22 protein-coding genes are annotated in these 24,831 nt (G+C 39.7%); 14 read left to right on the top strand and 8 right to left on the bottom strand.

The features are described 5' to 3' along the window. The first annotated feature begins 195 nt into the window (after positions 1 to 195). From IQ31_RS10000 to IQ31_RS09985, 4 genes are all read left to right on the top strand, one after another. A complete protein-coding gene (locus tag IQ31_RS10000) occupies positions 196 to 534 on the top strand; it encodes a PadR family transcriptional regulator (RefSeq protein WP_075993510.1) in 339 nt (112 codons plus the stop codon). Next, the gene (locus IQ31_RS09995) at positions 531 to 1,205 is read left to right on the top strand and encodes a hypothetical protein (RefSeq protein ID WP_088162302.1); all 675 of its coding nucleotides are present in this window, start codon (positions 531 to 533) and stop codon (positions 1,203 to 1,205) included. The genes IQ31_RS10000 and IQ31_RS09995 overlap by 4 nt, the downstream gene beginning before the upstream one ends. 18 nt (positions 1,206 to 1,223) lie before the next feature. Beyond that, entirely contained in the window at positions 1,224 to 2,219 is a 996-nt protein-coding gene (locus IQ31_RS09990) for a hypothetical protein (protein WP_145327881.1), read from the top strand. A 168-nt stretch (positions 2,220 to 2,387) separates the two neighbouring features. Continuing rightward, positions 2,388 to 3,053 carry a DUF2306 domain-containing protein gene (locus IQ31_RS09985; protein WP_145327880.1) on the top strand — a complete coding sequence of 222 codons (666 nt, stop codon included), beginning with the start codon at positions 2,388 to 2,390 and terminating at the stop codon, positions 3,051 to 3,053. A gap of 55 nt (positions 3,054 to 3,108) precedes the next feature. On the opposite strand, the gene IQ31_RS09980 is transcribed toward IQ31_RS09985, so the two are convergent. Then, positions 3,109 to 4,266 carry an alpha/beta hydrolase family protein gene (locus tag IQ31_RS09980; RefSeq protein WP_208734199.1) on the bottom strand — a complete coding sequence of 386 codons (1,158 nt, stop codon included), beginning with the start codon at positions 4,264 to 4,266 and terminating at the stop codon, positions 3,109 to 3,111. A 492-nt stretch (positions 4,267 to 4,758) separates the two neighbouring features. Here IQ31_RS09980 and IQ31_RS09975 point away from each other — a divergent pair, with 492 nt between their 5' ends. From IQ31_RS09975 to IQ31_RS09965, 3 genes are all read left to right on the top strand, one after another. Further along, the gene (locus IQ31_RS09975; protein WP_075993506.1) at positions 4,759 to 6,159 is read left to right on the top strand and encodes an inorganic phosphate transporter; all 1,401 of its coding nucleotides are present in this window, start codon (positions 4,759 to 4,761) and stop codon (positions 6,157 to 6,159) included. Between the two features lie 81 nt (positions 6,160 to 6,240). After that, positions 6,241 to 7,074 carry a universal stress protein gene (locus IQ31_RS09970; protein WP_145327879.1) on the top strand — a complete coding sequence of 278 codons (834 nt, stop codon included), beginning with the start codon at positions 6,241 to 6,243 and terminating at the stop codon, positions 7,072 to 7,074. A 279-nt stretch (positions 7,075 to 7,353) separates the two neighbouring features. Next, the gene (locus IQ31_RS09965) at positions 7,354 to 8,946 is read left to right on the top strand and encodes a glycoside hydrolase family 16 protein (protein ID WP_208734197.1); all 1,593 of its coding nucleotides are present in this window, start codon (positions 7,354 to 7,356) and stop codon (positions 8,944 to 8,946) included. Positions 8,947 to 8,998: 52 nt separating this feature from the next. Here IQ31_RS09965 and IQ31_RS09960 read toward each other — a convergent pair whose 3' ends face one another. Both IQ31_RS09960 and IQ31_RS09955 read right to left on the bottom strand, forming a co-directional pair. Beyond that, positions 8,999 to 9,850, bottom strand: a complete 852-nt coding sequence (locus IQ31_RS09960) for a helix-turn-helix domain-containing protein (RefSeq protein ID WP_145327878.1) — start codon at positions 9,848 to 9,850, stop codon at positions 8,999 to 9,001. Between the two features lie 65 nt (positions 9,851 to 9,915). Continuing rightward, entirely contained in the window at positions 9,916 to 11,172 is a 1,257-nt protein-coding gene (locus IQ31_RS09955) for a hypothetical protein (RefSeq protein WP_145327877.1), read from the bottom strand. A 144-nt stretch (positions 11,173 to 11,316) separates the two neighbouring features. Here IQ31_RS09955 and IQ31_RS09950 point away from each other — a divergent pair, with 144 nt between their 5' ends. The 3 genes from IQ31_RS09950 to IQ31_RS09940 all read left to right on the top strand — a co-directional run bounded on the left by IQ31_RS09950 (position 11,317) and on the right by IQ31_RS09940 (position 13,195). After that, a complete protein-coding gene (locus IQ31_RS09950) occupies positions 11,317 to 11,883 on the top strand; it encodes a Crp/Fnr family transcriptional regulator (protein ID WP_145327876.1) in 567 nt (188 codons plus the stop codon). 52 nt (positions 11,884 to 11,935) lie between these two features. Beyond that, positions 11,936 to 12,385, top strand: coding sequence for a DoxX family protein (locus IQ31_RS09945; RefSeq protein ID WP_145327875.1), 450 nt, complete (start codon positions 11,936 to 11,938; stop codon positions 12,383 to 12,385). Positions 12,386 to 12,484: 99 nt separating this feature from the next. After that, the gene (locus IQ31_RS09940) at positions 12,485 to 13,195 is read left to right on the top strand and encodes an HAD family hydrolase (protein ID WP_145327874.1); all 711 of its coding nucleotides are present in this window, start codon (positions 12,485 to 12,487) and stop codon (positions 13,193 to 13,195) included. Between the two features lie 77 nt (positions 13,196 to 13,272). On the opposite strand, the gene IQ31_RS09935 is transcribed toward IQ31_RS09940, so the two are convergent. From IQ31_RS09935 to IQ31_RS09925, 3 genes are all read right to left on the bottom strand, one after another. Next, positions 13,273 to 15,804 carry a TonB-dependent receptor gene (locus tag IQ31_RS09935; protein WP_145327873.1) on the bottom strand — a complete coding sequence of 844 codons (2,532 nt, stop codon included), beginning with the start codon at positions 15,802 to 15,804 and terminating at the stop codon, positions 13,273 to 13,275. Between the two features lie 154 nt (positions 15,805 to 15,958). Then, the gene (locus IQ31_RS09930) at positions 15,959 to 16,648 is read right to left on the bottom strand and encodes a LytR/AlgR family response regulator transcription factor (protein WP_075993497.1); all 690 of its coding nucleotides are present in this window, start codon (positions 16,646 to 16,648) and stop codon (positions 15,959 to 15,961) included. Continuing rightward, positions 16,638 to 17,678 carry a sensor histidine kinase gene (locus IQ31_RS09925; RefSeq protein ID WP_075993496.1) on the bottom strand — a complete coding sequence of 347 codons (1,041 nt, stop codon included), beginning with the start codon at positions 17,676 to 17,678 and terminating at the stop codon, positions 16,638 to 16,640. The genes IQ31_RS09930 and IQ31_RS09925 overlap by 11 nt, the downstream gene beginning before the upstream one ends. Positions 17,679 to 17,957: 279 nt before the next feature. Between IQ31_RS09925 and mgrA the strand changes: the two genes are divergently transcribed. The 3 genes from mgrA to IQ31_RS09910 all read left to right on the top strand — a co-directional run bounded on the left by mgrA (position 17,958) and on the right by IQ31_RS09910 (position 20,525). Then, a complete protein-coding gene (gene mgrA, locus IQ31_RS09920; RefSeq protein ID WP_075993495.1) occupies positions 17,958 to 18,944 on the top strand; it encodes an L-glyceraldehyde 3-phosphate reductase in 987 nt (328 codons plus the stop codon). Positions 18,945 to 18,963: 19 nt separating this feature from the next. Next, a complete protein-coding gene (locus IQ31_RS09915; RefSeq protein WP_075993494.1) occupies positions 18,964 to 19,446 on the top strand; it encodes a YdeI/OmpD-associated family protein in 483 nt (160 codons plus the stop codon). Between the two features lie 92 nt (positions 19,447 to 19,538). After that, positions 19,539 to 20,525, top strand: coding sequence for a Gfo/Idh/MocA family protein (locus tag IQ31_RS09910; protein ID WP_145327872.1), 987 nt, complete (start codon positions 19,539 to 19,541; stop codon positions 20,523 to 20,525). A 152-nt stretch (positions 20,526 to 20,677) separates the two neighbouring features. Here the strand turns inward: IQ31_RS09910 and IQ31_RS09905 are convergent, their stop codons facing one another. Next, positions 20,678 to 21,661, bottom strand: a complete 984-nt coding sequence (locus IQ31_RS09905) for an aldo/keto reductase (protein WP_145327871.1) — start codon at positions 21,659 to 21,661, stop codon at positions 20,678 to 20,680. Positions 21,662 to 21,992: 331 nt separating this feature from the next. Here IQ31_RS09905 and IQ31_RS09900 point away from each other — a divergent pair, with 331 nt between their 5' ends. Further along, positions 21,993 to 23,684 carry an FAD-binding dehydrogenase gene (locus IQ31_RS09900; RefSeq protein ID WP_145327870.1) on the top strand — a complete coding sequence of 564 codons (1,692 nt, stop codon included), beginning with the start codon at positions 21,993 to 21,995 and terminating at the stop codon, positions 23,682 to 23,684. An 82-nt stretch (positions 23,685 to 23,766) separates the two neighbouring features. Here the strand turns inward: IQ31_RS09900 and IQ31_RS09895 are convergent, their stop codons facing one another. After that, entirely contained in the window at positions 23,767 to 24,636 is an 870-nt protein-coding gene (locus IQ31_RS09895; RefSeq protein WP_075993491.1) for a DMT family transporter, read from the bottom strand. Positions 24,637 to 24,831: the final 195 nt, after the last annotated feature.

Raw genomic sequence — 24,831 nt, 5'->3', positions numbered from 1 at the left:
GTAAACACTAGGCGATTCATAGGAATTTGATTGGTTAATTGCAAAAGCAGGGCCGAAGCAGTCCAGTCAAAAGGCAGTGCAAGGGCCATAACTAATGGCGGCGGTTAAAATGCAAGCTGCTGTATCATAGTTTTCTTATATTTTTGTATATATAAGAAAATTAGGTATATTTAATTAATTGTTTAAGATGAACGAATGAAAGATACGAAGTTATTAAAAGGCACTTTACAAACGATTATTCTAAAGCTATTGTCTGGAACGAAAAGAATGTATGGCTATGAAATGACTCAACAAGTAAAACTCTTAACCGGAGGAGAGTTTATTCTGACTGAGGGAGCGCTCTACCCTGCATTACATAAGCTAGAAGCGGAAGGACTCCTGGATACAGCAATAGAAGTAGTCGATGGAAGAGCAAGAAAATATTACTCCCTGACAGTGAAGGGAAAAAAAGCTCAGGTAAGTAAAATGAAAGATGCGTTGACCTTTGTGGAGAAGTTACAGGTTATCTTGAACACTAAACCAATTGTATCATGACAGAAAAGAAATTGACCAAAGCGGAATTAGGTATTCTGATGGATTTTATTCGTTCTAAAGGATATCGTTATGTTGATGTTCAACTTGAAATTCTGGATCACTTTGCTTGTAAGGTAGAGGAACTCATGTCTTCAGATGCCGGTATATATTTCAATCGAGCCATTGATCTCGCTTATGCCAGTTTTGGAGCGGCAGGTTTTGGAAACATTGCCGCTAGCTATGAATTGAATCTGCAACGTAAACAGATCAATAAATTTCCTGCTGATTTTTTACAATTCGTCAAGCATTGGCATAGTGCAATTTATATCGTGTACTTCACATTGTTCTATTATTTTGTGCCGCTCGATGCAGATGCTTTTTGGACCGGATTAAAATTAGGGATGATCGGTACACTCGTTTTTTATATTCCAGTATACTTATTGCGGCATCGGCCTAGAGGGAGCAAATACTGCGTTTATCGCAATTATCTTGGTTTAACGATACCGATTATGGTTTTGATCATCGGGTTGGTTTCTTCTGAATGGATCGTTAATTATATTCCTTTAGCTTTGTATCGTGTTGTTATTCTTATTTTTATGTATGTTGGATTAGGAATTTTGTATATATTTGAAAAGAATCTAAAGGCCATTGTCCGACGGGTAGATGAGATCGAAGTGCTGCACCAGAGCTGACGATTAATTTTTTAAATTATGAAATATCTTTTCCTGTTGTTACTAAGCATTTGTTTTTTGTCCAGCTGTGACAAAGAAGATATTGACTTTGACTCCACGGAGGTCGGTGGTGGAACAATGGCTAAAAGGTATCAATTTGAAGGGCGTTCCGTCGGGTTTTCGGTTAGCCAGATTTACGTGGATGGTACCACAAATAAAAACTTCTATTTGGGGACAGTTTGGGGATTAAAAGATACCACACCGCAACTAAAACTAACTTCCCTTCGTAACTATTATAAACCTTTCAAAAGCACAATTTCTTCTACACAACCCACTTTATCTCCCATTCATATTATTCCTGGATTTGATGCTGTGCGAGCTTTCGCGAAGAAAAGCAAGGGGGAACCGGCTGTTTTGAAGCAATCATCGGTAGGGGCATTTTTCGATTATAGGGCAATACGTTACCATCTTAATAATAGCCCTGACGTAGATAGTGTACTCAAATTGGTCCGTCACCATGATTCCACCACGATAAAAAGAGCTAATAGCCTGTTGTTGCGTCGAGAACATATTACATTTAGTCTCCATGCGGATCTGAAAGACTATGAACAGGCTTTTAATAGGGATGCACTTGGGAAGTTAAAAAATACAGGTTATAATCCCTACTATGTTTCCTCAGTCAACTATGGTACACACTCAATCATGATGGGAGAAAGTGATTTTCCACGAGGTGATCTTAAAAATGTATTGGAAAAATTGCTGTACAATCAATTTCTGACGAAAACCGACGAAACGGTATTAAAAGGGTCCGACGTATTGGTTTATCTGCGCGGTGGACGTCAAACAAGTTTTATTAGACGCGCGACAGGTCTGGATGAAATTAAAAAACTTGTCGTTGATTATAAAAATGAACTTGAACTGCAACAGAATAGCTTTGATTATCCCATTAGCTATAGTCTAGGAGGCCTTAATTCCCATGGGCACCTGAAATTCTGGTACTCTTATGATTTTCTCGTCCGTGAGGAAAAAGAGTAATTTTTATTTAAACATATAGATAATTAAAGGGTATTTTTTACATTTGGGCTATTGTCGCAAACGGCATAATAGTGCTGTTTTTTGTCTATCTATTTTAAACAGGGCATAACCATTAGCCTTTTTGCTTCAATACCATTATTAGCTAAAAACAATTATTAAAGAAGAACTATGGAAGAAACAATTAAGACATTGATCTACGTTCACGCATTTTTTGGTGGGATAGGATTGATTACCGGCCTGATAAGTGTGGCTGTAAAAAAGGGGGGAGCAGGGCACAAGAAAATGGGGATTATATTTTCCTATGCGATGGTGATTAGTTCTTTAATTTCGCTTGTTATTGCGAGGATGCCGGGCCACGAAAACACATTTTTATTTTTGATCGGTATCTTTACCATCTATCTCATTCTAGCAGGTAATCGCGCATTGACTTTACGCAGTAAAATTAAACAACAGGCCGATTGGAAAGACAAACTGATTTCCGCCACGATGCTACTTGTATCGGTCGGTATGTTATGTCTTGGTCTAATTGGATTGGTACAACAGATGGCAAATTCTGTTTTATATGTCTTTTTTGGTGGTTTTGGTGCATTTATGAGTATTCGGGATTTTCAGCTGTTTAAAAGTTTCAAAGAAAAGAAAAATGCCTGGCTGGTCAGTCACTTGGGCCGTATGGTAGGCGCATTGATCGCGTCGGTGACAGCATTTTTAGTTGCTGGGATTCAGCTTGGTTCAACGCTGGTTTGGATTATGCCAACTATTGTTGGCACCGTGTATATCATCTATTCCAATCGAGCATTGAACAAAAGTAAAGTACTTCGTACGGATTTGCATTAATCTAGCGAGTTCAAATCAAGCATTAAAAAGGCCTAAGTAAAAAACTTAGGCCTTTTTAATGCTTGATTTGATGCAGATGAATCGTTGTCAGGAGGCATTTTTTATGACTTTTTTTACGTTGATTTTTGATCCAATTCAATGCAATAGCACTTGGTTCACGCGATGCCGAAAGGCTTGTATTGTGATCTAATAAAGGAAATAAGCAATATTCGAAGGGCTTTCCCTGTGCTTTCAGTGCATTGATATGTTCAATCGATAAGCCTACAGGTATTTGGATATCTTTGGATCCAAAAAGCCAGAGTCCTGGAGTTGTTATCGTTTTAAGTGATGTCATCGGATCGGTATTTGTAAACTGATAGCGATCTGGATCATTCGCTACATGTTGTCGGGCATCGGCTTCCGTATGTTTATCCCAAAAATCTTTTTTTCCATTTGTAAAGAACTGGAAGCGGAGCTGCTCACGGGCAGGGATAACTGCTCCACTGTACAATACAAAAAAGTCGACCAAAGGATTTTGGTTAGTCGCTAAGGGAATGATCCATCCCGCTTGGCTGAATCCCAGTAGCCCTACAGGAATGTTCGTTTTCCCTAGTTGTTGATGGAATGCTTTTACTGCCGCTTGTGCATCTTTAGCGAGCAGGTGGAGGTTGGCAGAATCGATATTATTGGTACCGACCTCAGGGCCAGCATAGGTCCCCTCAGATTTTCCTACTCCGCGCTTGTCATAAGTAAATACGGCAATACCGTTTTGGGCTAAATATGAGGCAAAATCCATCATTCTTTTCTCTTGTCCAGAACCATGTATGAGGACAATGGCAGCATGGGCACGCCGAGGCTGAAGTATGGTTCCTGCCAGGTTAATACCCTCACTCTTAAATACAATATCTTTTGTAGACCAGTCTAAAGATTGCGCTTTTGTATGCTGTGCAAAAAGAACGCAATAAATGGCGATGAGAAAAGTTAGCGTACTAAATGTAATCCGCTGTAAGGGAGAATAGTTCGTCAAGGAATAGTCTAATGGATAAGTTTTAGGCATAATTAATTCGGTGTTAAATTTACTTTTGTCTAAAGTAATGGGTTTAATTCTAAAAAGTGTGCGTTTTTCGGTAGACTGTGGATTTGAATCGGTAAATCGTACTATTTTCGTTGTAAATGGCGGACTAAAATTCTCTCGAATCCTCTGCTTGGCATTTCGCAGATACACTATGTCCATTCCTGAAAAAAGTTTACAAAAGGTCTAATACAGCTCTTACTTTACGGTTGGTCTTATACGGCTCTTGCTTCACAGTTGGTTTTATACAGGGGGCTATATTTTGTGGGTAGAAACTAGCGATCAAATTTACTTTTGATCCGTTTTATAATCGTTATTTCTACGGAACTTATTCGGTCTTTATTCGCTTTCATCCGAATGAAGTCCGAATGAGGTCCCTATAAAGTCCGTATTAGCTCCCTGAAAATTAAGAAAGTTTGTGGGAAATAAAATAGCGATGGAATAAGATTCGTTAACAGTGTTTTAAGTTTTTCTTTCGTGTTGTATAACGTAATATATCCTTTATCAAAAGTTAACATCTGAAAATTATTTTTGAGCTGAATGAAGCGATTGTTCCTTTGGTAGTTTTCCTTAAGGAAAACTCAGCAAGTAAGAAAAACTCAGCAAGGACAACCATAAATCTTATGAAAGAATAATATGCAAATTTTCTGCAACATGATTCCTCTCTTAGGGGAAACCGATCTTAGTACTGGACTTCTTATTGTTTTTGCCCTTTGTTTATTTGCCGTTGTGGCCTTTGAATTTGTCAATGGCTTTCATGATACCGCGAATGCTGTTGCAACGGTAATTTATACCAAAGCACTTAAACCAATTGTAGCCATTCCTTGGTCTGGCTTTTGGAATTTTCTAGGTGTTTTTGCAGGTGGGATCGCAGTTGCTATGGGAATACTTAAATTGGTGCCTCTCGATACCTTAATGGCACTACCTGTTTCGGTAGGCGCTTGCCTGGTCCTTGCTGTATTATTAGCGGCTATTATCTGGAATTTGGGGACCTGGTATTTTGGTATTCCATGTTCGAGTTCACATACTTTGATTGGTGCTCTTATCGGGGCTGGTATAGGCTTCACCTGGTATTATGGTGGCAGTGGTGTCAATTGGCATAAGGCCGAGGAAATTGGTCTTTCTTTGATTCTCTCACCTTTGATTGGTTTTGGTTTAGCAGTGTTATTGATGCTCTTTTTAAAGCATGTCGTCCGTTATAAAGCACTTTTTCACATCCCACAGGGAGAAGATGACAGACCTCCCTTGTTAGTACGCGGTATTCTTATACTGACCTGTACATTGGTCAGTTTTTTTCACGGTAGCAACGATGGACAAAAAGGTGTAGGACTGTTTATGTTGATCTTAATTGCATTTCTGCCTGCTCGTTTTTCAATCAACCATTCCGTACCAGATGCGGCTGTCATTAAAACGCTCGATCAAACGGAAATCGTGTTACAGAGAATTGCTTCCAGTAATGTCGCTCAGGGAACGATGTTTGTGCAAGTCAATCAGGAGATTGAGCAAGTCAAGTTGCATTTGATGGATAAAAGTGTAACGGATAAAGCCGGTACTTTTAAATTCAGAAAAGAGGTTGAAGGTTTAGTTAAATCCATTGCTACATTAGAGAGCAGTAAACAGATCGATATCAATCCTGAAAATCGATTGGAGCTTAATCGTAAGTTGGGCGAATTGAAACATCTTACGGACTTTGCACCGATCTGGGTGATCTTAACTATTTCAATCGCCTTAGGTCTTGGGACAATGATCGGTTGGAAACGTATTGTAGTAACGATTGGTGAAAAAATAGGAAATGAACATTTAAGTTATGCTCAAGGAGCCTCAAGCGAGATTGTTGCTGCTTCGACAATTGGTATCAGTACCGTATTGGGTTTGCCGGTTAGTACAACGCATGTGCTTTCAAGTGGTATTGCCGGTTCAATGGTCGCTTCTGGAGGAAAGAGCAATCTGAATAAAGGGACACTCAAAAGTATCGGTCTTGCCTGGGTACTTACCTTACCCGTGTCAATTGGCTTGGCATTATTACTATTTGTATTCTTCCATCTTTTTATTTAGTTGATTGTTATCTGAATGTTTTTGTCATCCATTGCATTTGTACACATGGCTATTGACAGGTAAATATTAAAAACTTAAAAAATGAAACAAATTCTTGTTGCCTCCGATTTTTCAATCAATGCAAGTCATGCTTTGCGTTACGCCTTGTCTTTGGCTTCTCGTTTGAATATGGAAGTTGCTGTTGTACATGCCATACACCCGACAGAAGGGATCAACAACAGTACTTATAACGCGATCTTTATAGAAGATTATTACGCTAGAAAACGTGCTGCTTTGCAAGAATGGACTGATCAGGTGGTCCAGGAAAATAAATACAATGACCTCAAAGTGCGAACCGTTGTTGAAGTAGGTTATCTGCGTAATGTAGTCACAAAGTATGTTGAATATACGGATGTTTCTTTTTTGGTGATGGGAATTACCGGGGCGACAGGCATTAAAGAAATTGTCGGTAGTAATGCGAGTATGGCTGTGACAAAATTGCGTATTCCGACCTTGATTGTACCTCCTGAAAGTAATCTGTCGGTTATTCCAGTCATTACATTGGCAACGGATTATAAAACAACAAAATTGTCTGTTCGTGATGTCAAAGCGCTCAATCGTATTTTAAAACTTTCAGACCCCAAGAAGTTGGAAATTCTACACGTCTCAGAAAGGGATTTGGACGAAAAGCTGGTGCGTAATGGCGAGAAAAAAATGCGTCAGTTGCTTCCTAACGTAGATATCAACTTTAATTATGTGGATGAGGATGATACACGGCCATCACATGCGATCATTGACTTTGTTGAAAACAATCAGACCGATATTCTGTGTTTGGTCAAACGCAACCATAATATGATTTACCGTTTATTTGCAAGTAGTACGGTGAATGAAGTTTTGAACCGATCAGTTAAAGCGATTTTGGTTTTGCATGAATAATCTGAATGGAAACTTTTTTTACGCTATATATCAGGCCGTTTTGGATTTTCCAAGCGGCTTTTTTCTTGACTTTACCAATGCTGCAGAACGTGTTAGCGCGGAAAATTCGAGTTGTCTGATCCATTGTTTAAGTCCCAATTTTCGGAATCGCTAAATTGAACAAACGGTTGCGTTTTGATCAGAGTTGCCAATGCTGATAATTCTCGTTATTATCGTAAGGTTATAGTCTGTTCGTAAGCAGATTGACTATCGTTTGTTCGTTTATAAAATAAGAAAATTGTGAAAAAATATCTATTTCTTGCAGGTATTCAGGTAATGTCAGCGTTAGGGCTATCGGCTCAAACGACAAGTTCAAATGTACCATTACAGCTATTGGGTACCCGGAGTTGGATCCGTGTAGACATGAAGGATAATCAACCGAGCATATCCGGAGCGAAAGTCTTTTGGGCAAAAACGAATAAGAAACCGCAGACAGCCAATGCGATATTGGCAGAAGGTGTCAAACGTTATTATATTCAGCAGGTAGAGCCTGAAACGACCTATTATATCTGGGTAGAATCTGCTACAGGAAAATCCTTGGCAAATGGAAAAGTGTATACGAGCAAGAGATGGCAGCTGGATAATACTGAACTCGATGAAGAGCGAAAGAATCCAAGTTCAAGAGCAGTTCCTGTTGGTATGGAAGTTTATTGGCAGGATGAATTTAACGATCAATTACTTAATCGGAATAAATGGACGACCAACTATTTTTCATCCTTGAATTATCTGAATGCAAAATCCAAGGATGAAATGTTGCATGATCGTTTGCCACAACCCGCTTATACTTTAAATGGATCAGCGATCAATCTGTATGTCAATGATACTATTCCCAAACGGATTTTTACAGCGGGTGGCAACCAGAAGATTTCATCCATCCAAACCTACGATTGGAAGTCCAATGAAAATTTATTGGACAACAGCAAAGGTGGGTACTTTGAAGTTAAGGTAAGACGTAACCGACAGGGGAATCCCAAGGGAACAAATACAGCTTTTTGGTTTGATTCACCTGGACCAGATATTCGTTATTATCTTCAAGAAGGATCCGAAGTCGACGGAATTAAAGGCATTCGCCCCAAGGGACAGCTTTTTGAAATCGACGTTTTCGAATATATTACGGCTCAGTTTGTGATACATGGACATGTTGATCAAAAAGGGGTATTTCAACGTAACCTTGCTACACATATTGCAGAGGGGTATGAACATGTCGGACAATGGGTAACACATGGGGTATTGTGGACACCCACAAGTATTAAACATTATATCAATGGAGATCTGATCAAAGAATATACGAATAAAAATCAGATTTATTCACCCAACCACTTTTTGAACGTATTTCTTGGAGCCTATGGATCTGAAGGCGGAGTCAATATGGAGGTCGATTATATTCGGGCGTATAACTGGCCTTTAAAAGATGGTAATGAATTGCCTAATCCAGATTTTGAGGGTAAGTCTGGCCTTGCACCTTGGGAAGGAGCAGCGGTCATCGAAGAAGGGCGCGGCGAAAAGGGGAGTAAAGCGGTGGTACTTGCGCCGGGTCAAAAAATAGAGCAATATGTTTATTTGGATCCCCAACAAGACTTCAAACTTGTCTATTGGAGTAAAGGAGACAAAGTGCAGGTGGAAGTCGATGATGTCACTGTCGTAACAGGAAAGTTGTCGAATTTAAAGACGTTAATACCTGATTTAGAAAAGAAAGGTGGAAAGCAGGAGCTTGATTTTGTTACTGGCAAGGAGATTAATCCGAATAAAAAAATTGTTCGGATCGGATTTACCAATGTAGGAAAAGGAAATGCATTTTTGGATAATATCACGTTGAAAAAAAGATCGTTATAATGCGGTTTTCTTAATAAATATTGGCTCCATGTATATCACGTAGGAGCCATTTTTATGTTTTTTTATGTGGTAAATGTTTCTTTTGATATGCTGAAGGTGACATATTTGTCTGTTTTTTGAAGAAATGAGAGAAAGTAGCGGAGTCCTCAAAACCCAATTCAATCAGGGTAGTCTTGATTGGATTGGGCCCCAAACTCAGCAGGTGCATAGCTTCCTTTAATAAACGATTATGAATCAGTTTGAGGGGGCTAGTCTCCATGTATTGCTGTGTTTGCATCCAAAGACTTTTTGCAGTTATATTCAGTAAATTTGCGTAATAAGCGACATGGTGTTCTTGTTTATAATGAAGTTCTACTAATTCAAGAAAACGATTCAGGATGGCTGGATAAGCGTATGGTGCTAAATTATCGATGTGGTTGATTAAGGAGTGGTTAATCTCTAGTAAGCTAGTTGCCAAACGTGATAAAATGAGTGATAATGGTGGCTGATAGCGATAGAGTTCATTACGGATCTTATCGAATTCATAGCGGAGCGTTTCAAATTCATATGGCGTGACCTGAAGTATCGGATAATCTTTAAGGAGTTTTATGTTGATTGAAAGCGCATGACATAATTTTTCAAAATTTTGCCAGGGAATTCTAAAATGATAAACAGCGGTTTCTTTGAAAAAATAGAAAGAACTTGACTGACCGGGGAACATTAGATGAATTTGATAACCCATTATATTATGTTGCCCCTGATCAATCTCACGGCGACCTCCGCTCGAATGTATTAAGATAAGGGTCACCACTTCTTTGCTTTTGAGCATATGGTAGGTGTGTACCCTGATATTCCGCATGCGATATAAAAAACCGAGATGCTCTACCTCGTCGTCGCATGTTGTTATGTTTGCAGCATTAAACATAGTTATTTTGGTCTGGGGAGGTGTTAAGTGTACGATTTGTTTTATTGAGTTTTTACGATTCTTATTTAACGATTATAGGGATATTCCTGTACCCAATGAAACTTGCGCTGTATTAATTCGAACGCTTGCACGTCTTGTTTAATAAGTTTAATGTGCGCTGTATGGTCATCAAAGGTTTTTGTCAGAAGAATATTTCCGTCAGAGTTGATCTGATAATCAAATTGATAATTGTTTAGGGTAATTTTCTTACCGGGGGCATCAATAACAACGCTCTCCCTTTGTGGGGTATAGTCTGTGTTACGTATTAAGACCTTGTTGTTATCAATTTCGAAAACAATAAGTCGCCAATCTTCAGGGATTGATTTACCTTGTGTTCCCGCTTGTTCAATACGGTAGATTCCATAGAGTGGTGACTTCGTTAGGTACTCAGCTATCATTTTTTTTGTACTTAATATGCCCATGCCCTGTTGCACCATAAAGAGCAGTAACACCACCAATTTGGCGATAAACAAGCTTTTTCTTTTCCAGCTTTTGTTGAATAGGGGTTGTTGGAAAGGGAGTAACTGTACAGGTTTTCCTGAAATAAAAATTGCGAACAATGCTTTTAAGTAGGGAAGCAGTAGAAATATGGAAAGTAGCAGGAGTGCTGTAGAGACCATTTTAACGGGGACGTCATAAAAATAGTTGACGGCCATAATATTGATACTGGTCGCAACCGTAATTAGTGCACCAGCAACCACCGTTTTTCTGAAAAGCAATAAGCCCGATAATATTTCTACTGAACCAATAAGTATATTGTAGCCTTGAGAGTAACCAATATAGGTCCATGCCAGCCCCATAGGAGAATACTCGCTCAATGGCTGTAGAAGTTGTGTTAACCTCGGCGGTTGCATTTGCATATAGAAGACTTTGTACAGTCCATAGTTAATAAGCATAAAAGCAACATAATAGCGAATTGCTGTGGTTAACCAATAGAAAAGGATTGTATAGCTGGCTCTTCTTCGATCCAATATGGACCATAAAGCCGCCCCAACTAATGCCAGCAGGAATAGGATCAATAAGGATATCCAGGCATAGGAGGTATCTCCACTTCCGTTGATGAAGATGCTGTGGTCGTAAGAATAGCCCAATATATTTTCTGCAAACCAGGGAGTCAACCTTTGCATGAAATGAGTAAGAGGGATGCTGATATATCCATATAACGGATAAGTACCGTTATTAAAAACAAGAATAAAGGACAAAATGAAAATAAAGGAATATCGAAAACCTAATTTTCTAAAGGCAGGCCACCGTTCTGGAGCGTTTTCGTTAAGAATATGCATAATTAAAGTTTACTGTATTTAAGTTAATATTTTTTGGTAAAATAGATCGATTATTTATTGAAATAAATAATCGATTAAATAGTAAATAATCATTACGATGTATTTGAACAGAAGTTTTTATCTTGCTCTTAAAAAATAAGAATCATGGACAAGATCAAAGAATATTTTGAATCGCTCGTTGTCATGAATGATACGGACTGGGAAGTATTTTCCGCTAAGCTTGTTAAGATGGAGTTTCCAAAAAAATCACTGATTTTGGAAATCGGAAAAACTGAACAGTATTTATCTTTTATTGAAAAAGGAATTGTACGTTTCAATATCCCAAAACTGGACTATGATTTTACTTTTGGATTTGCTTTCGAAAACTCTTTTGTAAGTGGGTACGATTCCTTCTTGACGCAGCAGCCTTCATCGTATCATCTCGAGGCAATAACAGATTGTATTTTATGGCGGATATCGTTTGAGGATCTCCATGCGGTATATCAAACAACAACGGTTGGGAACCTAATTGGTCGGAAAGCGGTTGAGGACATTTTTCTAAAAAAAATGAAACGGGAACTGACGCTACTTGAAGATTCGGCAAAAACCAGGTATATCAATTTGATGCGTGAGCAACCTGAACTGATTCGCAACATTCCCTTAAAATATCTGGCTTCTTATATTGGTATTAGATCGCAATCGTTAAGCCGGATCAGGAAAGAAATTTATTAACAAATGTTCATTGATAACAAAAGGAAGGGCACCTATTTTTGTTATAAAAAAGATGAAACCATTTTTTGTTTTAATTGTCGTTTGCATTATTTCCAATCTCATCCTATTGCTGCTGAAGGGGGAGATGGATATTCTTTTAGCGGGTAAAGTTGGATTGGCAGTGATGCTGTTGTTCACTGCATTGGGACACCTACTTTATACCAAAGGAATGATGTTGATGCTATCCGACTTCGTTCCATTTAAAAAAGAAATGATCTATGGAACCGGTTTAATGGAATTCATGGCTGCAATTGGGCTATTTGTCCCGCAGGTGAGCCGCATAACGGGAATCCTTTTAATTGTCTTCTTTCTACTGGTATTACCTACAAATATTCGGGCAAACTTAAGGCGTATCAATTACGAGACGGCTACTTTTGATGACGCCGGTCCAAACTATTTGTGGTTTCGTATTCCGTTTCAAATCTTGCTGATCGCCTGGACCTATTATTTTGTGGTGCGTTAAAGTAGTTTTCTTAACTAAAGCATAGCAATAAATTAACATAGTGTTGTTTAGTTTTATTTAACATTTTTTTATTTTTGCTAAACTTTTAGATTGAATAGAATGAAAGAAGCCATCAAGATGGTCGTATTTGATATGGCAGGTACGACAGTGAACGAAAATAATATTGTTTATAAGACACTTAGAAATGCAATAAATACGGTAGGGGGATACGAACTGACATTAACAGAGGTATTGGCCCATGCTGCAGGTAAGGAGAAGCTACAGGCAATTAAGACTGTACTCAAAAATAGTTTGGATGTTGATGATGATGAATTGGCTCAACGGATGTTTACTTTGTTTTTGAAAGACTTGGAACATGCTTATGAAGTCGAGGAAATTTACCCTAATGCGAATGCGGAAGAACTATTTGCAATCTTGAAAGAGCGGGATATCTTGCGTGTGCTCAATACGGGCTATGATCGTAAGACAGCCGAATCACTTTTGAAGAAGCTTAATTGGAAAGTTGGCAAAGATGTAGATGCTTTAATTACTGCTTCTGATGTACCTCGAAACAGACCTTATCCAGATATGATTGATCTGGCCATGCAAAAATTTGAAATTACCGATTCGAGTGTGGTGATGAAAATTGGAGATTCCATCATCGATATACAGGAGGGGCAACAAGCGGGTTGTGCTTTGAGTATTGGTATAACAACAGGTGCACATGATGCGGCTCAACTCAGATCGGCAAATCCAGATTATGTGATTAATGATCTACTGGAGATTGTTGAAATACTTGAAAAGAAGAATATATCCAATACAGTCGTCTAGTCTTTGACGCAGTTTAATAAAAAAGCGGGTATTTCCTACAAGAAATACCCGCTTTTGATTGTGATATGATCCACATGTTATTGCATTTGTATGCCTTCCATTGAATTCTGGTTTTTGTTTTTCTTAAACATATTCATATCCATTTTTCCAAAACGGTAAGAAAGGTTCAATTTGATCAACTGTGGATTTGACAGTCGATAATAGGTTTGAGAGAATCCTTCACCCGATGAAACAATGGTATTGCCACGTGTTCTGAAAATATCGTTGATGGCCAATGTTGCTGAGGCAGCCTGATTTTTCAAGAAGCTTTTCTTGATGGCAAAGTCGATACCATAGAATGGTTTGATATAGCCTTGTGAAGAGCTTTGCGCCTGGTTCATTGGTGGACCGAATGTTTGACCCTGTGTCACTGGCATATTTGTTTTGCCTTGATATTCAAAGGCTAGCTGTAGATTCCAGTTTTTCTGTAGGTTGAATGTATTGTTCAGTTTTCCAAATACTGTCCACATACCTTCCGAAGGCGTTTTCTCATCCACCTCAATTTTGGAATTGTAGAAGTTGAGGTCTGCAGTCAGATCCCACCATTTTTTGAGATTATTGGTATAAGTAAATTCTGCCCCATAATTCTTGCTGGAATTGGCATTGATATAGGTATTAATGAAATCCATTTTGTTCGTTACCGGATTGAGTTCCTGTGTCAGGTAACGTGTAATTAGATTGTTTGTGCGTTTATAGTATACTGTTGCCAAAAATGTACCTTTTCCATGTGTACGGCTGTAGGAAAGTTCGCCGGATGTTGTGAATTCAGGAACAAGGTCAGGGTTACCGCGTGTAATATTCAAGCTATCCGTGTAATCAACAAATGGGATGAGTTGAAAGAAGTTTGGACGGTTGACACGACGGGTTACGCTCATCTGTATTTGGTCTTTTTCGGTTAGCTTTTTGCTCAAGAACAAAGAAGGAAATAAGCTCAGGGGATACTTGTTGTGGAACTTTTCGTTTGTATTCAAAAGTTCACCGTCGTACGTTGAACTTTCTGCGCGCAGCCCAATTTTATAGGATACCCAGTCCTTGAGGTTTCCTCCAAGTGAGGCATAGGCTGCGTAGACGCTGTTTTTATTGTTATAGTTAGCTGATGCTGCGGTTATATTCTCAAAATCATCTTCGCCTACTGCTTTTAAGGAATTATTGTTGAGATTTTTGAGTTTATTGATCTGTGCACGCACACCAGTTTCGAGTTTCATGCCATTTTTGAATGGTTTGACATAATCTGCCTGCACAGTCATGAACTTATTATCACCGGAACCGATGTTCTTTTGAATCTGAGTTCCGCTGATTTCGCTGCTTGCATTGCGGTAATTGGTGGTGTATAAACCATTGGATGTGTTGCTGCCGCCGAAATAATTGAAATCCACAGACAATTCCTCGCCTTCAGTTTTGAATTTTTGAACAAGACCTGCCTGCAACCCCCGTGGTTTAAAGCTTCTTTCAGACTCGGAAATCCGATCGCTGCGTGATTCGCTATTGCCAGAGGTGGTTAAGATCGACGAGTTCTCATTCGGCTTAAATTTACCCTGAACCAATACGCCGGCTACAGATAGCGTTGTTTTGGGACTTAAGTCGTAATCTACGCCGAGCCGGCCAAAAGTAATCATACCTTTTGTTTTGCCTTCAATATCTTGATCTACTGTTGATTCTATGCCATTAATTGTACTTGTACGGTGGCTGTCGCCCTCGGTGTTGGTCCGCATGCGCATATTCATTCCCGTCAGTGAGATATTGAATTTATTTCGACGCAGATTTAAACTACCCATAAAGTTGGTTCCACCAAAGCGGTCTCCACCTAAGGTGACCATACCATTGTATCCAGCTTTCTTATTTTTCTTCAGGATAATGTTGAGGATACCGGCCATACTTCCGGAAGCGTCGTATTTGGCAGATGGATTTGTGATAATTTCGATTTTATCGATCACATCGGCAGGAATCTGGTCGGGGGTGAGCGTTGTAGGTTTTCCATCGACAAAAATTGTAGGGGCTGCATTTCTCAGTTTTACGTTTCCGTCGATATCTACTTGTACAGAAGGCATATTGCGGAGTACATCGATCGCAGTACCGCCAGCTGCAACGATATTCTTCTCTACATTGAAGACTTTTTTGTCGATGTCCATTTCGAGTAGTGCCTTGCGGCCAGTCACGGTAACTTCATCGAGTTTACGGTTGTCATCGTCCAATTTGATCGCACCTAGATCTTTGTTTGTTGTTTTGCTATCGCTATAGTCTACAGCAAGATCTATCGGCGCATAGCCTACAGAACTAATTTTTAGTTTCCATTTTTCTTTTGGTGAAATGGCTGCGAAATTGAACTTTCCATTTTCTGAAGAGCTGGTACTTTTTACCAGGATTTCCCTTTCTTTACCTGTAGCTTGATCCTTGATAACCTTCAATAAATTCACGGAAGCTTGTGAGATAGGTTTCCCGTTGTTGTCCACAATTTGGCCCGAGAGCTGACTTTCGGACATGGCGAAAGCAGGACGACCACCTGCAGGGGCTTGAGCGTGTACGGAAGCAACCGCAGTTGCCATTAGCGCTATTGCTATAAATCTTTTCATTTTTTCTTTGCTATTCTACCGGCTACGCGGATTAGGCTGTTCGATAGTACACAAATTTGAAAAGGATTTTTTAGCTATGCAATCATCTGTAGACCGAAGCGGCCAATGTGTAGACGAACGGATAATTGCATCGATTCAATTTGTGGCGGTAGCATTAGATAAATTGTTCAATATTTTTGATATATTTTTTACCGATAGGAAGGGCGGTTTCAGGTAGGGTGAGTTTGCTTTGGGCGACCTGCTCAATACGATTTTTATTGACAATAAAAGAATTATGTATGCGTAGGAAGTCTATTGTAGGTAATATTTTTTCCATTCCACGGAGGTTGCTGCGCGTAAGAAGGGGCGATTCACGGTCCACCAGGTATATTTTTACATAGTCCTTCAAGCCTTCGATGTAGCTGATTTCATGGAGAAAAATTTTCGTCTTTTTATATTCTACATTAACGATAATATGATCCTGTTCGGGGAGCTGTTTTGCACGGAGCAGCATACCCTCTTCCACTTTTCGGACTGCAGCTGCGAGTCGTTCTTTTGAGATCGGCTTAAGCAGATAATCAATAGCATTTAGCTCGAAACCTTCAACAGCATATTGGTGATAGGCCGTGGTGAAGATAACCAAGGGTCGGGGAGCGAGCTCGCGAATAAACTGCGTGCCCAATTGATCGGGCATTTCAATATCCAGAAAAATCAGATCGATAGCGTGATTTTTTAAATATTCTTCCGCTTCGGCCGTCGCATTAAATTTATGGACGACTTCGATTTGCTCAAAATTCAATAAGTCGTCTTCTAAAATATTGAGTGCGAAGGGTTCATCATCTATGAGTATACATTTAATCTTCATCGGTCATCAGTTTGAGGGTGACTTCGAAATCTCCAACATCGGTTTTTCTGATGCTGAGGTCATGTCGATTGGGATACAATAATTGTAATCGTCTGCGTACATTGGTCAGTCCTATACCTTCGTTTGGACGCGGTTCTGTATGTTGTAAGATTCTATTACGGGATATAAAGATAATGCCACCCGGAGTTTCCTGAAATTGAAACTGTATCTGTGGAGCTGTTTTGCTATCTACGCCATATTTGAATGCATTCTCCACAAAATGTATGAAGAGTAATGGGGGGATCATTCTATTTTTGACCTTGTCTTCGATATCAAGTGTTACATTTCCTTGGATAGGAAGACGAAGGGTCTGTAAGGCAATAAAATTGCGCATATGGTCAATCTCTTTAAAAAGTTCGACTTTGGGGCCGTCTACTTCGTAAAGTATATAGCGTAGCATTTCGGATAACTTAACAATAGTGTCTTCGGAATCTGGTGATTGTTTACGAATGAGCCAACGGATATTGTTCAGTGTATTGAATAGGAAATGCGGGCTGATCTGTAGCTTTAACATTGTTAGTTCTGCCGTTGTTTTTTCAAGCGCAATCTGTTTGTTGAGCTCCTTTTGTCGCGCTTGCTCATCGTAAAGGAAGATCATTGAAGACGTGATCATACAAAGGGAGTAAATAATGCCTGGGCCGATGACCAACCGTACAAAAAGAATATTTTCCTTCGTCAGATGAGCAAGCTCTCCATCTGGATTAAAATAAACTATGCTGTAGTTCAGTGCTACGTAGGTGGCAAACCCAAGTGCCATTAATAGTACAAAGATCTTTCTGCGACCGAAAAAATAGGTGGGCGCAACAACGTAGCAATGCAAGTAAAAATGAGTAGCCAGGAATACAATATTTACTAAATGCGATAACGCCGAATAGGCTTTGAAATCAGCGATCTTATCCGGCTGGTAGAGATACGTTATAAAGGGCAACAGCAGTAATATGGTCCAGATGACAATATGTAAATAGAATTTTCTGAAGAATCTGCCAATCATGTTATGTCTAATTAATCCCTTTGCTTTTGGATAAGACCAAACTTAGATAAATTGCTTTTTATATGCAATATAAATACGTTTCTATGCAAAAAGAATTATGCATCGAAGCCTGCTTTCCTAAGGTTATCATGACCTGTTGCTAATCGATTTGGTGTTAGAAACATGACCTGCTGTTAAATGATATAGTGTTAAAAAGAGGTTTGCGAAAGAAGACGAAAGCGGGAAATACGCTGGACTGTTGGAAATAGTTTTGTATTTTGCAGGTATAAACTTTGTAACGTGACATTCAATCCAAACCGATATCAGAATATGCCCTACAGACGCTGTGGGAAGAGTGGTATTCTCTTGCCAGCCATATCATTGGGGCTTTGGCAAAATTTTGGCGAAACCGATATTCAAGCTGTATTCCGGAAAACCTTGCTGACCGCTTTTGATCGTGGAATCACCCATTTTGACCTTGCCAATAATTATGGTCCTCCTCCGGGAAGTGCCGAAGAGAACTTTGGACAGCTATTGCGTACCGATTTTGTGGGCTATCGTGATGAACTTTTAATTTCCACTAAAGCGGGTTATACCATGTGGCCGGGGCCGTATGGTGATTGGGGAAGCCGTAAATATTTGATGGCCAGTTTACATCAGAGCTTAAAACGGATGAGTCTCGATTATGTGGATATATTTTACCATCATCGACCTGATCCGAATACACCGTTGGAAGAGACAATGGCAGCATTGCGAGATATTGTTCATCAAGGAAAGGCCTGCTATGTAGGCTTGTCCAATTATCCTCCTGATCTTGCTCAGAAAGCAGCTGCGTTATTGCGTGCTATGGGGACACCATGCCTTATTCATCAGCCTAAGTATTCGATGCTGGTGCGGACACCTGAGGAGGGACTTTTGGATGTGCTGCAGGCAGAAGGAATCGGAGCGATCGCTTTTTCTCCTTTGGCACAGGGACTGCTGACCAACAAATATCTCGGCGGCATTCCGGCGGATTCACGTGCTTCGAAAGAACATTTTTTGAAAAGTGAAATGATCACTCCAGAATTAATGGAGAAGATCGACCGGTTGAATAATCTTGCGGTACAAAGAGGGCAAACATTGGCACAAATGGCAATTGCATGGTTGTTGAAAGATGAACGCGTAAGCTCGGTTTTAGTAGGGGCGAGAAATAGTGAGCAGCTGGTTGATTCCCTCAAGGCCCTGGACAGGTTGGACTTTACGACGGATGAATTGACGCATATCGATACTATTCTGAAGCATAATTAATCACCTAATTGATCATATCATGTTTGCCTTTGAAGCACAATTGGAAATTATTGGTATCAATCCTTTTGTTTTTGTTCCTACGGATATTCTTGAAAACCTATTTAAGGATGCAGGAATAAACAAGGGATATATTCCTGTGAAAGGAAAAGTGAATGAAAAGGATTATGTTCAGACGTTGCTGCGGTTTAAGGAGGAGTGGAGACTGTACATTAACACGGCTATATTGTCGAATTCGCCGAAACGAATCGGTGAGACCTTAGCCGTAACAATCGCTTTTGATCCGGAAGACCGCACTATTTTGCCTCACCCCGAACTCGAAGCAGCATTTGCACTAAATAAGGAAGCTCTGCAGGTATTCGATGGATTGTCTCCATCAAAGCAAAAGGAAATTATCCGCTATATTTCTTCCTTAAAAACTGCGGATAGTCGAAGAAAAAACATCGAAAGGGCAATCGGTTTTCTTTTGGGTAAAAACCGATTTGTGGGACGTGAAAAGCCCTAAGAAATCAGACCAGTACTTCGATGTATGTACTGTAATGCTGGCCAGATATCGGGATTATTGGTCAGAGTCTTAGCAATAATTTGAATATACTTATGGATAATCCTAAAATTGTATGGGGTATCATCGGCTGTGGTGATGTCACAGAAAAAAAAAGCGGACCAGCGTTTAATCGCATAAATAATAGTCAGCTAATGGCCGTAATGCGAAGAGATGCGACGAAAGCTGCTGATTATGCTAGTCGACATCAAGTACCCTTGTGGTATTCAGACGCGGACGATTTGCTCGATAATATCGATCTCAATGCGATTTATGTAGCAACGCCACCGTCATCTCATCTCGCGTATGCAGTATCTGCCCTGCGTAGAGGGAAATCTGTTTATGTTGAAAAGCCCGTTACGTTAAATGCGATAGAAGCAGAAAAATTATTGCAGGAAGTAAAAGAAAGAGACGGGAAGTTGGTAGTTGCACATTATAGGCGGCAATTGCCTTTGTTTCTGAAGGTTAAGGAGCTTGTTGGAAATGGTGAAATTGGTGAGTTAAGGACGGTAAAATTGCGTTTATGGCAGAGTAGAATGCCCGACCTAGTGACCAAAGGTGGCGGAGATTGGCGTACTGATCCTGCTGTTTCGGGAGGAGGTTATTTCTTTGATTTAGCCCCACATCAATTGGATTTGATGCTCTATTTTTTTGGAATGCCGGTTTCATACGATGGTTTTAGCTTGATTCAGGATAAAGAAAGTGCTGTAGCTGATCAGACCACAGGAACCATTTTGTTTGAAAATCAGCTTGTCTTCAATGGAAGTTGGTGTTTTAATGTTGCCAAAGAAAACCAGGTAGATAAGGTGGAAATTGTAGGAAGCCTTGGGCATATTACTTTTTCTATTTTTGGAAATTCAGTTGTTGTCAAAACAAGAGATGGAGAGAAGGAATTTATATTTGATCATCCTGAAAATATTCAATTGCCGATGATTTCGCGTACGGTAGATTATTTCCGCGGTATCGGGCCAAATCCATCTCCGATTGAGGAAGCCTTGGTTCTGATGAAGATTATCGATAACTTTTCGACAATAAGACCATAGTGTTCTCGTCGTTCTTATCCTAAGCAGCATGATACCATGTACGATCTGTTGGGTCTACCAGCAGTGTTTTATTTTGCGCATTGCTTTGCTGTGAGTGACAGTACACCCATAAGGAGTACTGTCAACTGATTGAATTTGTTCATCGCTGAATGTTAAATTTTTGCTAAAGCAAGATTGATAAATGATAGATCTTCGGTGGTAAGCGTGATATCGATGGCTTGCGCATTTGCTATGGCCTGTTCTGCATTTCGAGCACCTGCCAAAACCACAGTGATCGCAGGCTGTAGACTGGTCCAGCGTAATACCAATTGAGAAAGTGTTACACCTTTGTTAGTGGCAATTGGACTGATGGTATCCAAGAAAGTCTTTACCTTGGCCAGATCAAATTGTTGGAAATAACCATTGCGGTGGTCGTTTTCTTTTAATTTACCTGTATTAAAATATTTACCGGTTAATAAACCTCGTTCCATAGGGCTATATACAATGATACCTAGATCATTTTCCTTTGCATAAGGAACAAGGTCCTTTTCGATACCTCGGTTTAGCATACTGTAACCAACTTGATTACTTGCAATGTTGAGGTTCTTCCGTGCTTCTGAAACTTGATCGACACTATAATTGCTGACGCCGGCGGCACGGATCTTACCTTGTTGTAAAAGAAGATCCAAGGCTTCCATCGTTTCCGAAATCGGGGTCGTGCTATCTGGCCAGTGAATCTGAAGTAGATCGATGTAGTCCGTACGTAAGCGTTTTAGGCTATTCTCTACTTCATGAATTACACTGGTTTTTGACGAATATTTATAAACTGGAATAGTTTTACCAGCTTCTTCTGCATCAAAGAAAAATTCACCTTTTCCTTGGTTACTGCCGTCCCATACCAAACCAAATTTGGTCAATAGCTGTATTTTGGTCCGATCATAACCCTGTATTGCCGCACCGATCATTTCTTCACTTAAACCAAATCCATAAAAAGGGGCTGTATCCAATGTAGTGACACCATTGTCGATCGATGCTTTTACAGAATCAATAGAATCTTTCTTTTCATTTCCGCCCCACATGTTGCCGCCAATGGCGAAAGCTCCATAAGTAATTGCCGATAATTCTAAATCTGTTTTTCCTAATTTTCTGTATTCCATTTTTTTTATTTTTTATATTTCTTGTTAAAATTATTTATTACGCTAATGCACTTTTTTATCAAATAAATCTGTTCGAAATGGCGCTTATTATTATTTGAATGATTGATAGCACAAAGTTATAATCCTGATTTTTATTATTAAAATAATTTAAATTGTGTTATTCTATTATTTTTATAATATATTATTAAGTGTTTTTTTAAGGAAAGAACGAAGGGATTCCTGTTAAGTTTTTCTTGTGCAATCCTGCCCAAACTAGTAAATTTATATAAGGCAGTTGGTCTTGTGAGCAATCACATTTTTATTGGGATAGCTGTTCGGTAAAAGAATAACAATGCAAAAAGTAGAACAATTTAAACCTGATGTGATTATTATTGGATCGGGTTTAGCAGGACTTACGACAGCAATGGAAGTCACCAATGCTGGTAAGAAAGTGCTTCTTGTAGATCAGGAAACGGAAGAAAATCTAGGGGGACAGGCCTATTGGTCCTTCGGGGGACTTTTTCTTATCAATTCGCCACAACAACGTCGCATGGGGATTAAGGATTCTTATGAACTAGCCCGACAGGATTGGATGGGGACTGCCGGGTTTGACCGCGAGGAGGATTATTGGCCACGACAATGGGCTGAGGCCTACTTGAAATTTGCAACAGAAGAAAAGTCTGCCTACATCGCTAAGCTTGGTATAAAGCTGATGTTTATGGTCGGTTGGGCGGAGCGCGGTGATGGTTCGGCCTCGGGGCATGGTAATTCCGTTCCTAGATTTCATGTCAGTTGGGGGACCGGAACCGGAGTTGTGAAACCTTTTGTGGATAAAGCTTATGCTGCGCAGGAAAAAGGTCTTCTGCAGTTTCGCTTTCGACATCGCGTAACAAAATTGCTAACGCAAGATGGTGCGGTAATTGGAATTGGAGGTGATATATTGGCAGACGATCACCAAGCAAGGGGTGTTGCAACCAACAGAACTATTCTTGCAGCGTTTGAATATTATGCAGATCAGGTCGTTATTGCTTCTGGAGGGATCGGCGCAAATCATCAATTGGTACGCGAAAACTGGCCTGAACGATTAGGGAAAGCACCGGCACAAATGATTTCAGGTGTTCCCGCCTATGTCGATGGAAAAATGATCGGAATTGCGGAAGAGGTTGGGGCTCATATGATAAACCGCGATCGCATGTGGCATTATACGGAAGGGATTGAAAATTGGAATCCAATATGGCCTAACCACGGCATCCGTATCTTGCCTGGGCCCTCTTCGCTGTGGTTTGATGCCCGCGGTACCAGACTTCCTGCGCCTTATTTGCCTGGATTTGATACCTTGGGTACACTCAAGCATCTGCAAGAGACAGGCTTTTCTTATTCCTGGTTTATTCTGACGCAGAAGATAATCAAAAAAGAGTTTGCTCTTTCGGGTTCAGAACAGAATCCAGATATTACCAACAAGGATTATAGGTTATTTTTGAAACGCATTTTTGGGAAAAATGCTCCCGGGCCCGTTGAGGCCTTTAAGGAAAAAGGATCTGATTTTATTGTTTCGGACAATCTAAAGGATCTGGTAGCTCGTATGAATCGTTTGACAGGGGAGGATTTATTGGACTATGAAGCAATTAAATCGCAAATTGAAGCGCGTGACCGGGAAGTAGATAATAAGTTCTCAAAAGACACGCAAGTGAATTATATCCGGAATACACGGAATTACCGTGGTGATAAATTAGGCCGAGTGGCAGCCCTTCATAAAATCCTGGCGCAAGAAAATGGACCGCTCATTGCGGTACGTCTCCATGTACTGACCCGGAAAACCTTAGGCGGTCTTAAAACGAATCTCCAAGCACAAGTACTAACAAAGGATGACGAGGTGATAAAGGGCTTGTATGCTGTGGGTGAGGTGGCGGGATTTGGTGGTGGCGGGATGCACGGCTATCGGGCACTGGAAGGCACGTTTTTGGGAGGATGTATTTTCTCCGGCATGAAAGCCGGACAACATATTGCGAGTCTGACAAAGATACCATCTGTCTTAGAAATGTGATGAAAATTAATTTTTTTCTTCATGTTAAAATAGAGGTTCCATAGGCAATCAATGCGATGTTTGCCTATGGAATAAGGAATTATTAGGCTTTTTTTCTGATAGAGCGCATCGTTTGGAGAAGAACAGAAACGAGTACAAGAGCGAGTCCAACATAGAAGGAAGCATTGACTTGTTTGCCTTCGTTGAAGAATAAAAAAGCAATGATAATCGAATAGATGGGCTCGAGATTGAAACTCAAATTGACCGTAAATGCAGATAACTTCTTGAGTGATTCAGCAAAAAGAACATAAAGGCCAACTGTACAAAATAAAGCCAGCAAGATTAAATAGACCCCATCAGAAAAGCTCGGTATAAAACGTTCGGTAGGAAATAGATAATAGAAAATGGGCAGTCCAAATCCCAATACAATGGTGCCACTAAGCATCTGATAAAAATTGAGCAATTTACTATCATATTGTTTGACTAATTGCTCGTTGTAAATGGTATATAGAGCCGCAAAAATAGTTGAAATTACACCCAAAATAATCCCAAGTTGATAAGAGCTATCAAAATGAAAGATTAAACTGATTCCGATCAATGTCAGCATACTTAACATGAGCTGCACTGCGCTAAATCTTTTCTTGTTGATGATTGGCTCTAATACAGCGGTAAAGAAACTGGTCAGACAATAGCAAACAACGCCAATGGAAATGTTGGAAAACTTGATGCTACCATAAAAAAATATCCAGTGGATAGTGATTAGTACGCCGACTTTCGCAATTTTAAACGCATCTTTAGTGGATTTTAAACGCTCAATTTTGAATAATTTGAGAACGATGAATAAGATGATTGTTGAAAGTAAGACCCGAAACCAGACGAGTGGTATTTGATTGAGCGTAATGAGCTTGCCGAAAACACCGGTGAAGCCTGCGAGCAGTACTGCGGTATGAAGTACTAAATATGATTTTTTCATAAGAGAAATGTCTTTCCCATAAAGGGAAATTTAAAAGCTAAATAAATAGTTAATCCTTATATCATCCGAATTTGCTCCTGATCGGAAGCCATTATTCGTTTGACATTGCGCTATATTATTTTGCTGGAGGAGAAAGACAAGTTCTTCGGTCCATGGTTTTATGCTTGTTTTTAACAAATATAGAAATTATCTACG

It is taken from the genome of Sphingobacterium siyangense (genome assembly GCF_007830445.1).
Lineage (GTDB): Bacteria > Bacteroidota > Bacteroidia > Sphingobacteriales > Sphingobacteriaceae > Sphingobacterium > Sphingobacterium siyangense.
This window is presented reverse-complemented; position numbering and strand designations above follow the sequence as displayed.

What these genes read in the sequence shown, in the direction of transcription:
- IQ31_RS09940 (WP_145327874.1), top strand. Translation starts at nt 12,485, where the DNA reads ATGAAAGAAGCCATCAAGATGGTCGTATTTGATATGGCAGGTACGACA.
- IQ31_RS10000 (WP_075993510.1), top strand. Translation starts at nt 196, where the DNA reads ATGAAAGATACGAAGTTATTAAAAGGCACTTTACAAACGATTATTCTA.
- IQ31_RS09995 (WP_088162302.1), top strand. Translation starts at nt 531, where the DNA reads ATGACAGAAAAGAAATTGACCAAAGCGGAATTAGGTATTCTGATGGAT.
- IQ31_RS09945 (WP_145327875.1), top strand. Translation starts at nt 11,936, where the DNA reads ATGAAACCATTTTTTGTTTTAATTGTCGTTTGCATTATTTCCAATCTC.
- IQ31_RS09895 (WP_075993491.1), bottom strand. Translation starts at nt 24,636, where the DNA reads ATGAAAAAATCATATTTAGTACTTCATACCGCAGTACTGCTCGCAGGC.
- IQ31_RS09975 (WP_075993506.1), top strand. Translation starts at nt 4,759, where the DNA reads ATGATTCCTCTCTTAGGGGAAACCGATCTTAGTACTGGACTTCTTATT.
- IQ31_RS09925 (WP_075993496.1), bottom strand. Translation starts at nt 17,678, where the DNA reads ATGATTGGCAGATTCTTCAGAAAATTCTATTTACATATTGTCATCTGG.
- IQ31_RS09950 (WP_145327876.1), top strand. Translation starts at nt 11,317, where the DNA reads ATGGACAAGATCAAAGAATATTTTGAATCGCTCGTTGTCATGAATGAT.
- IQ31_RS09990 (WP_145327881.1), top strand. Translation starts at nt 1,224, where the DNA reads ATGAAATATCTTTTCCTGTTGTTACTAAGCATTTGTTTTTTGTCCAGC.
- IQ31_RS09985 (WP_145327880.1), top strand. Translation starts at nt 2,388, where the DNA reads ATGGAAGAAACAATTAAGACATTGATCTACGTTCACGCATTTTTTGGT.
- IQ31_RS09900 (WP_145327870.1), top strand. Translation starts at nt 21,993, where the DNA reads ATGCAAAAAGTAGAACAATTTAAACCTGATGTGATTATTATTGGATCG.
- IQ31_RS09930 (WP_075993497.1), bottom strand. Translation starts at nt 16,648, where the DNA reads ATGAAGATTAAATGTATACTCATAGATGATGAACCCTTCGCACTCAAT.
- IQ31_RS09935 (WP_145327873.1), bottom strand. Translation starts at nt 15,804, where the DNA reads ATGAAAAGATTTATAGCAATAGCGCTAATGGCAACTGCGGTTGCTTCC.
- IQ31_RS09970 (WP_145327879.1), top strand. Translation starts at nt 6,241, where the DNA reads ATGAAACAAATTCTTGTTGCCTCCGATTTTTCAATCAATGCAAGTCAT.
- IQ31_RS09960 (WP_145327878.1), bottom strand. Translation starts at nt 9,850, where the DNA reads ATGTTTAATGCTGCAAACATAACAACATGCGACGACGAGGTAGAGCAT.
- IQ31_RS09980 (WP_208734199.1), bottom strand. Translation starts at nt 4,266, where the DNA reads ATGGACATAGTGTATCTGCGAAATGCCAAGCAGAGGATTCGAGAGAAT.
- IQ31_RS09905 (WP_145327871.1), bottom strand. Translation starts at nt 21,661, where the DNA reads ATGGAATACAGAAAATTAGGAAAAACAGATTTAGAATTATCGGCAATT.
- IQ31_RS09910 (WP_145327872.1), top strand. Translation starts at nt 19,539, where the DNA reads ATGGATAATCCTAAAATTGTATGGGGTATCATCGGCTGTGGTGATGTC.
- IQ31_RS09915 (WP_075993494.1), top strand. Translation starts at nt 18,964, where the DNA reads ATGTTTGCCTTTGAAGCACAATTGGAAATTATTGGTATCAATCCTTTT.
- IQ31_RS09955 (WP_145327877.1), bottom strand. Translation starts at nt 11,172, where the DNA reads ATGCATATTCTTAACGAAAACGCTCCAGAACGGTGGCCTGCCTTTAGA.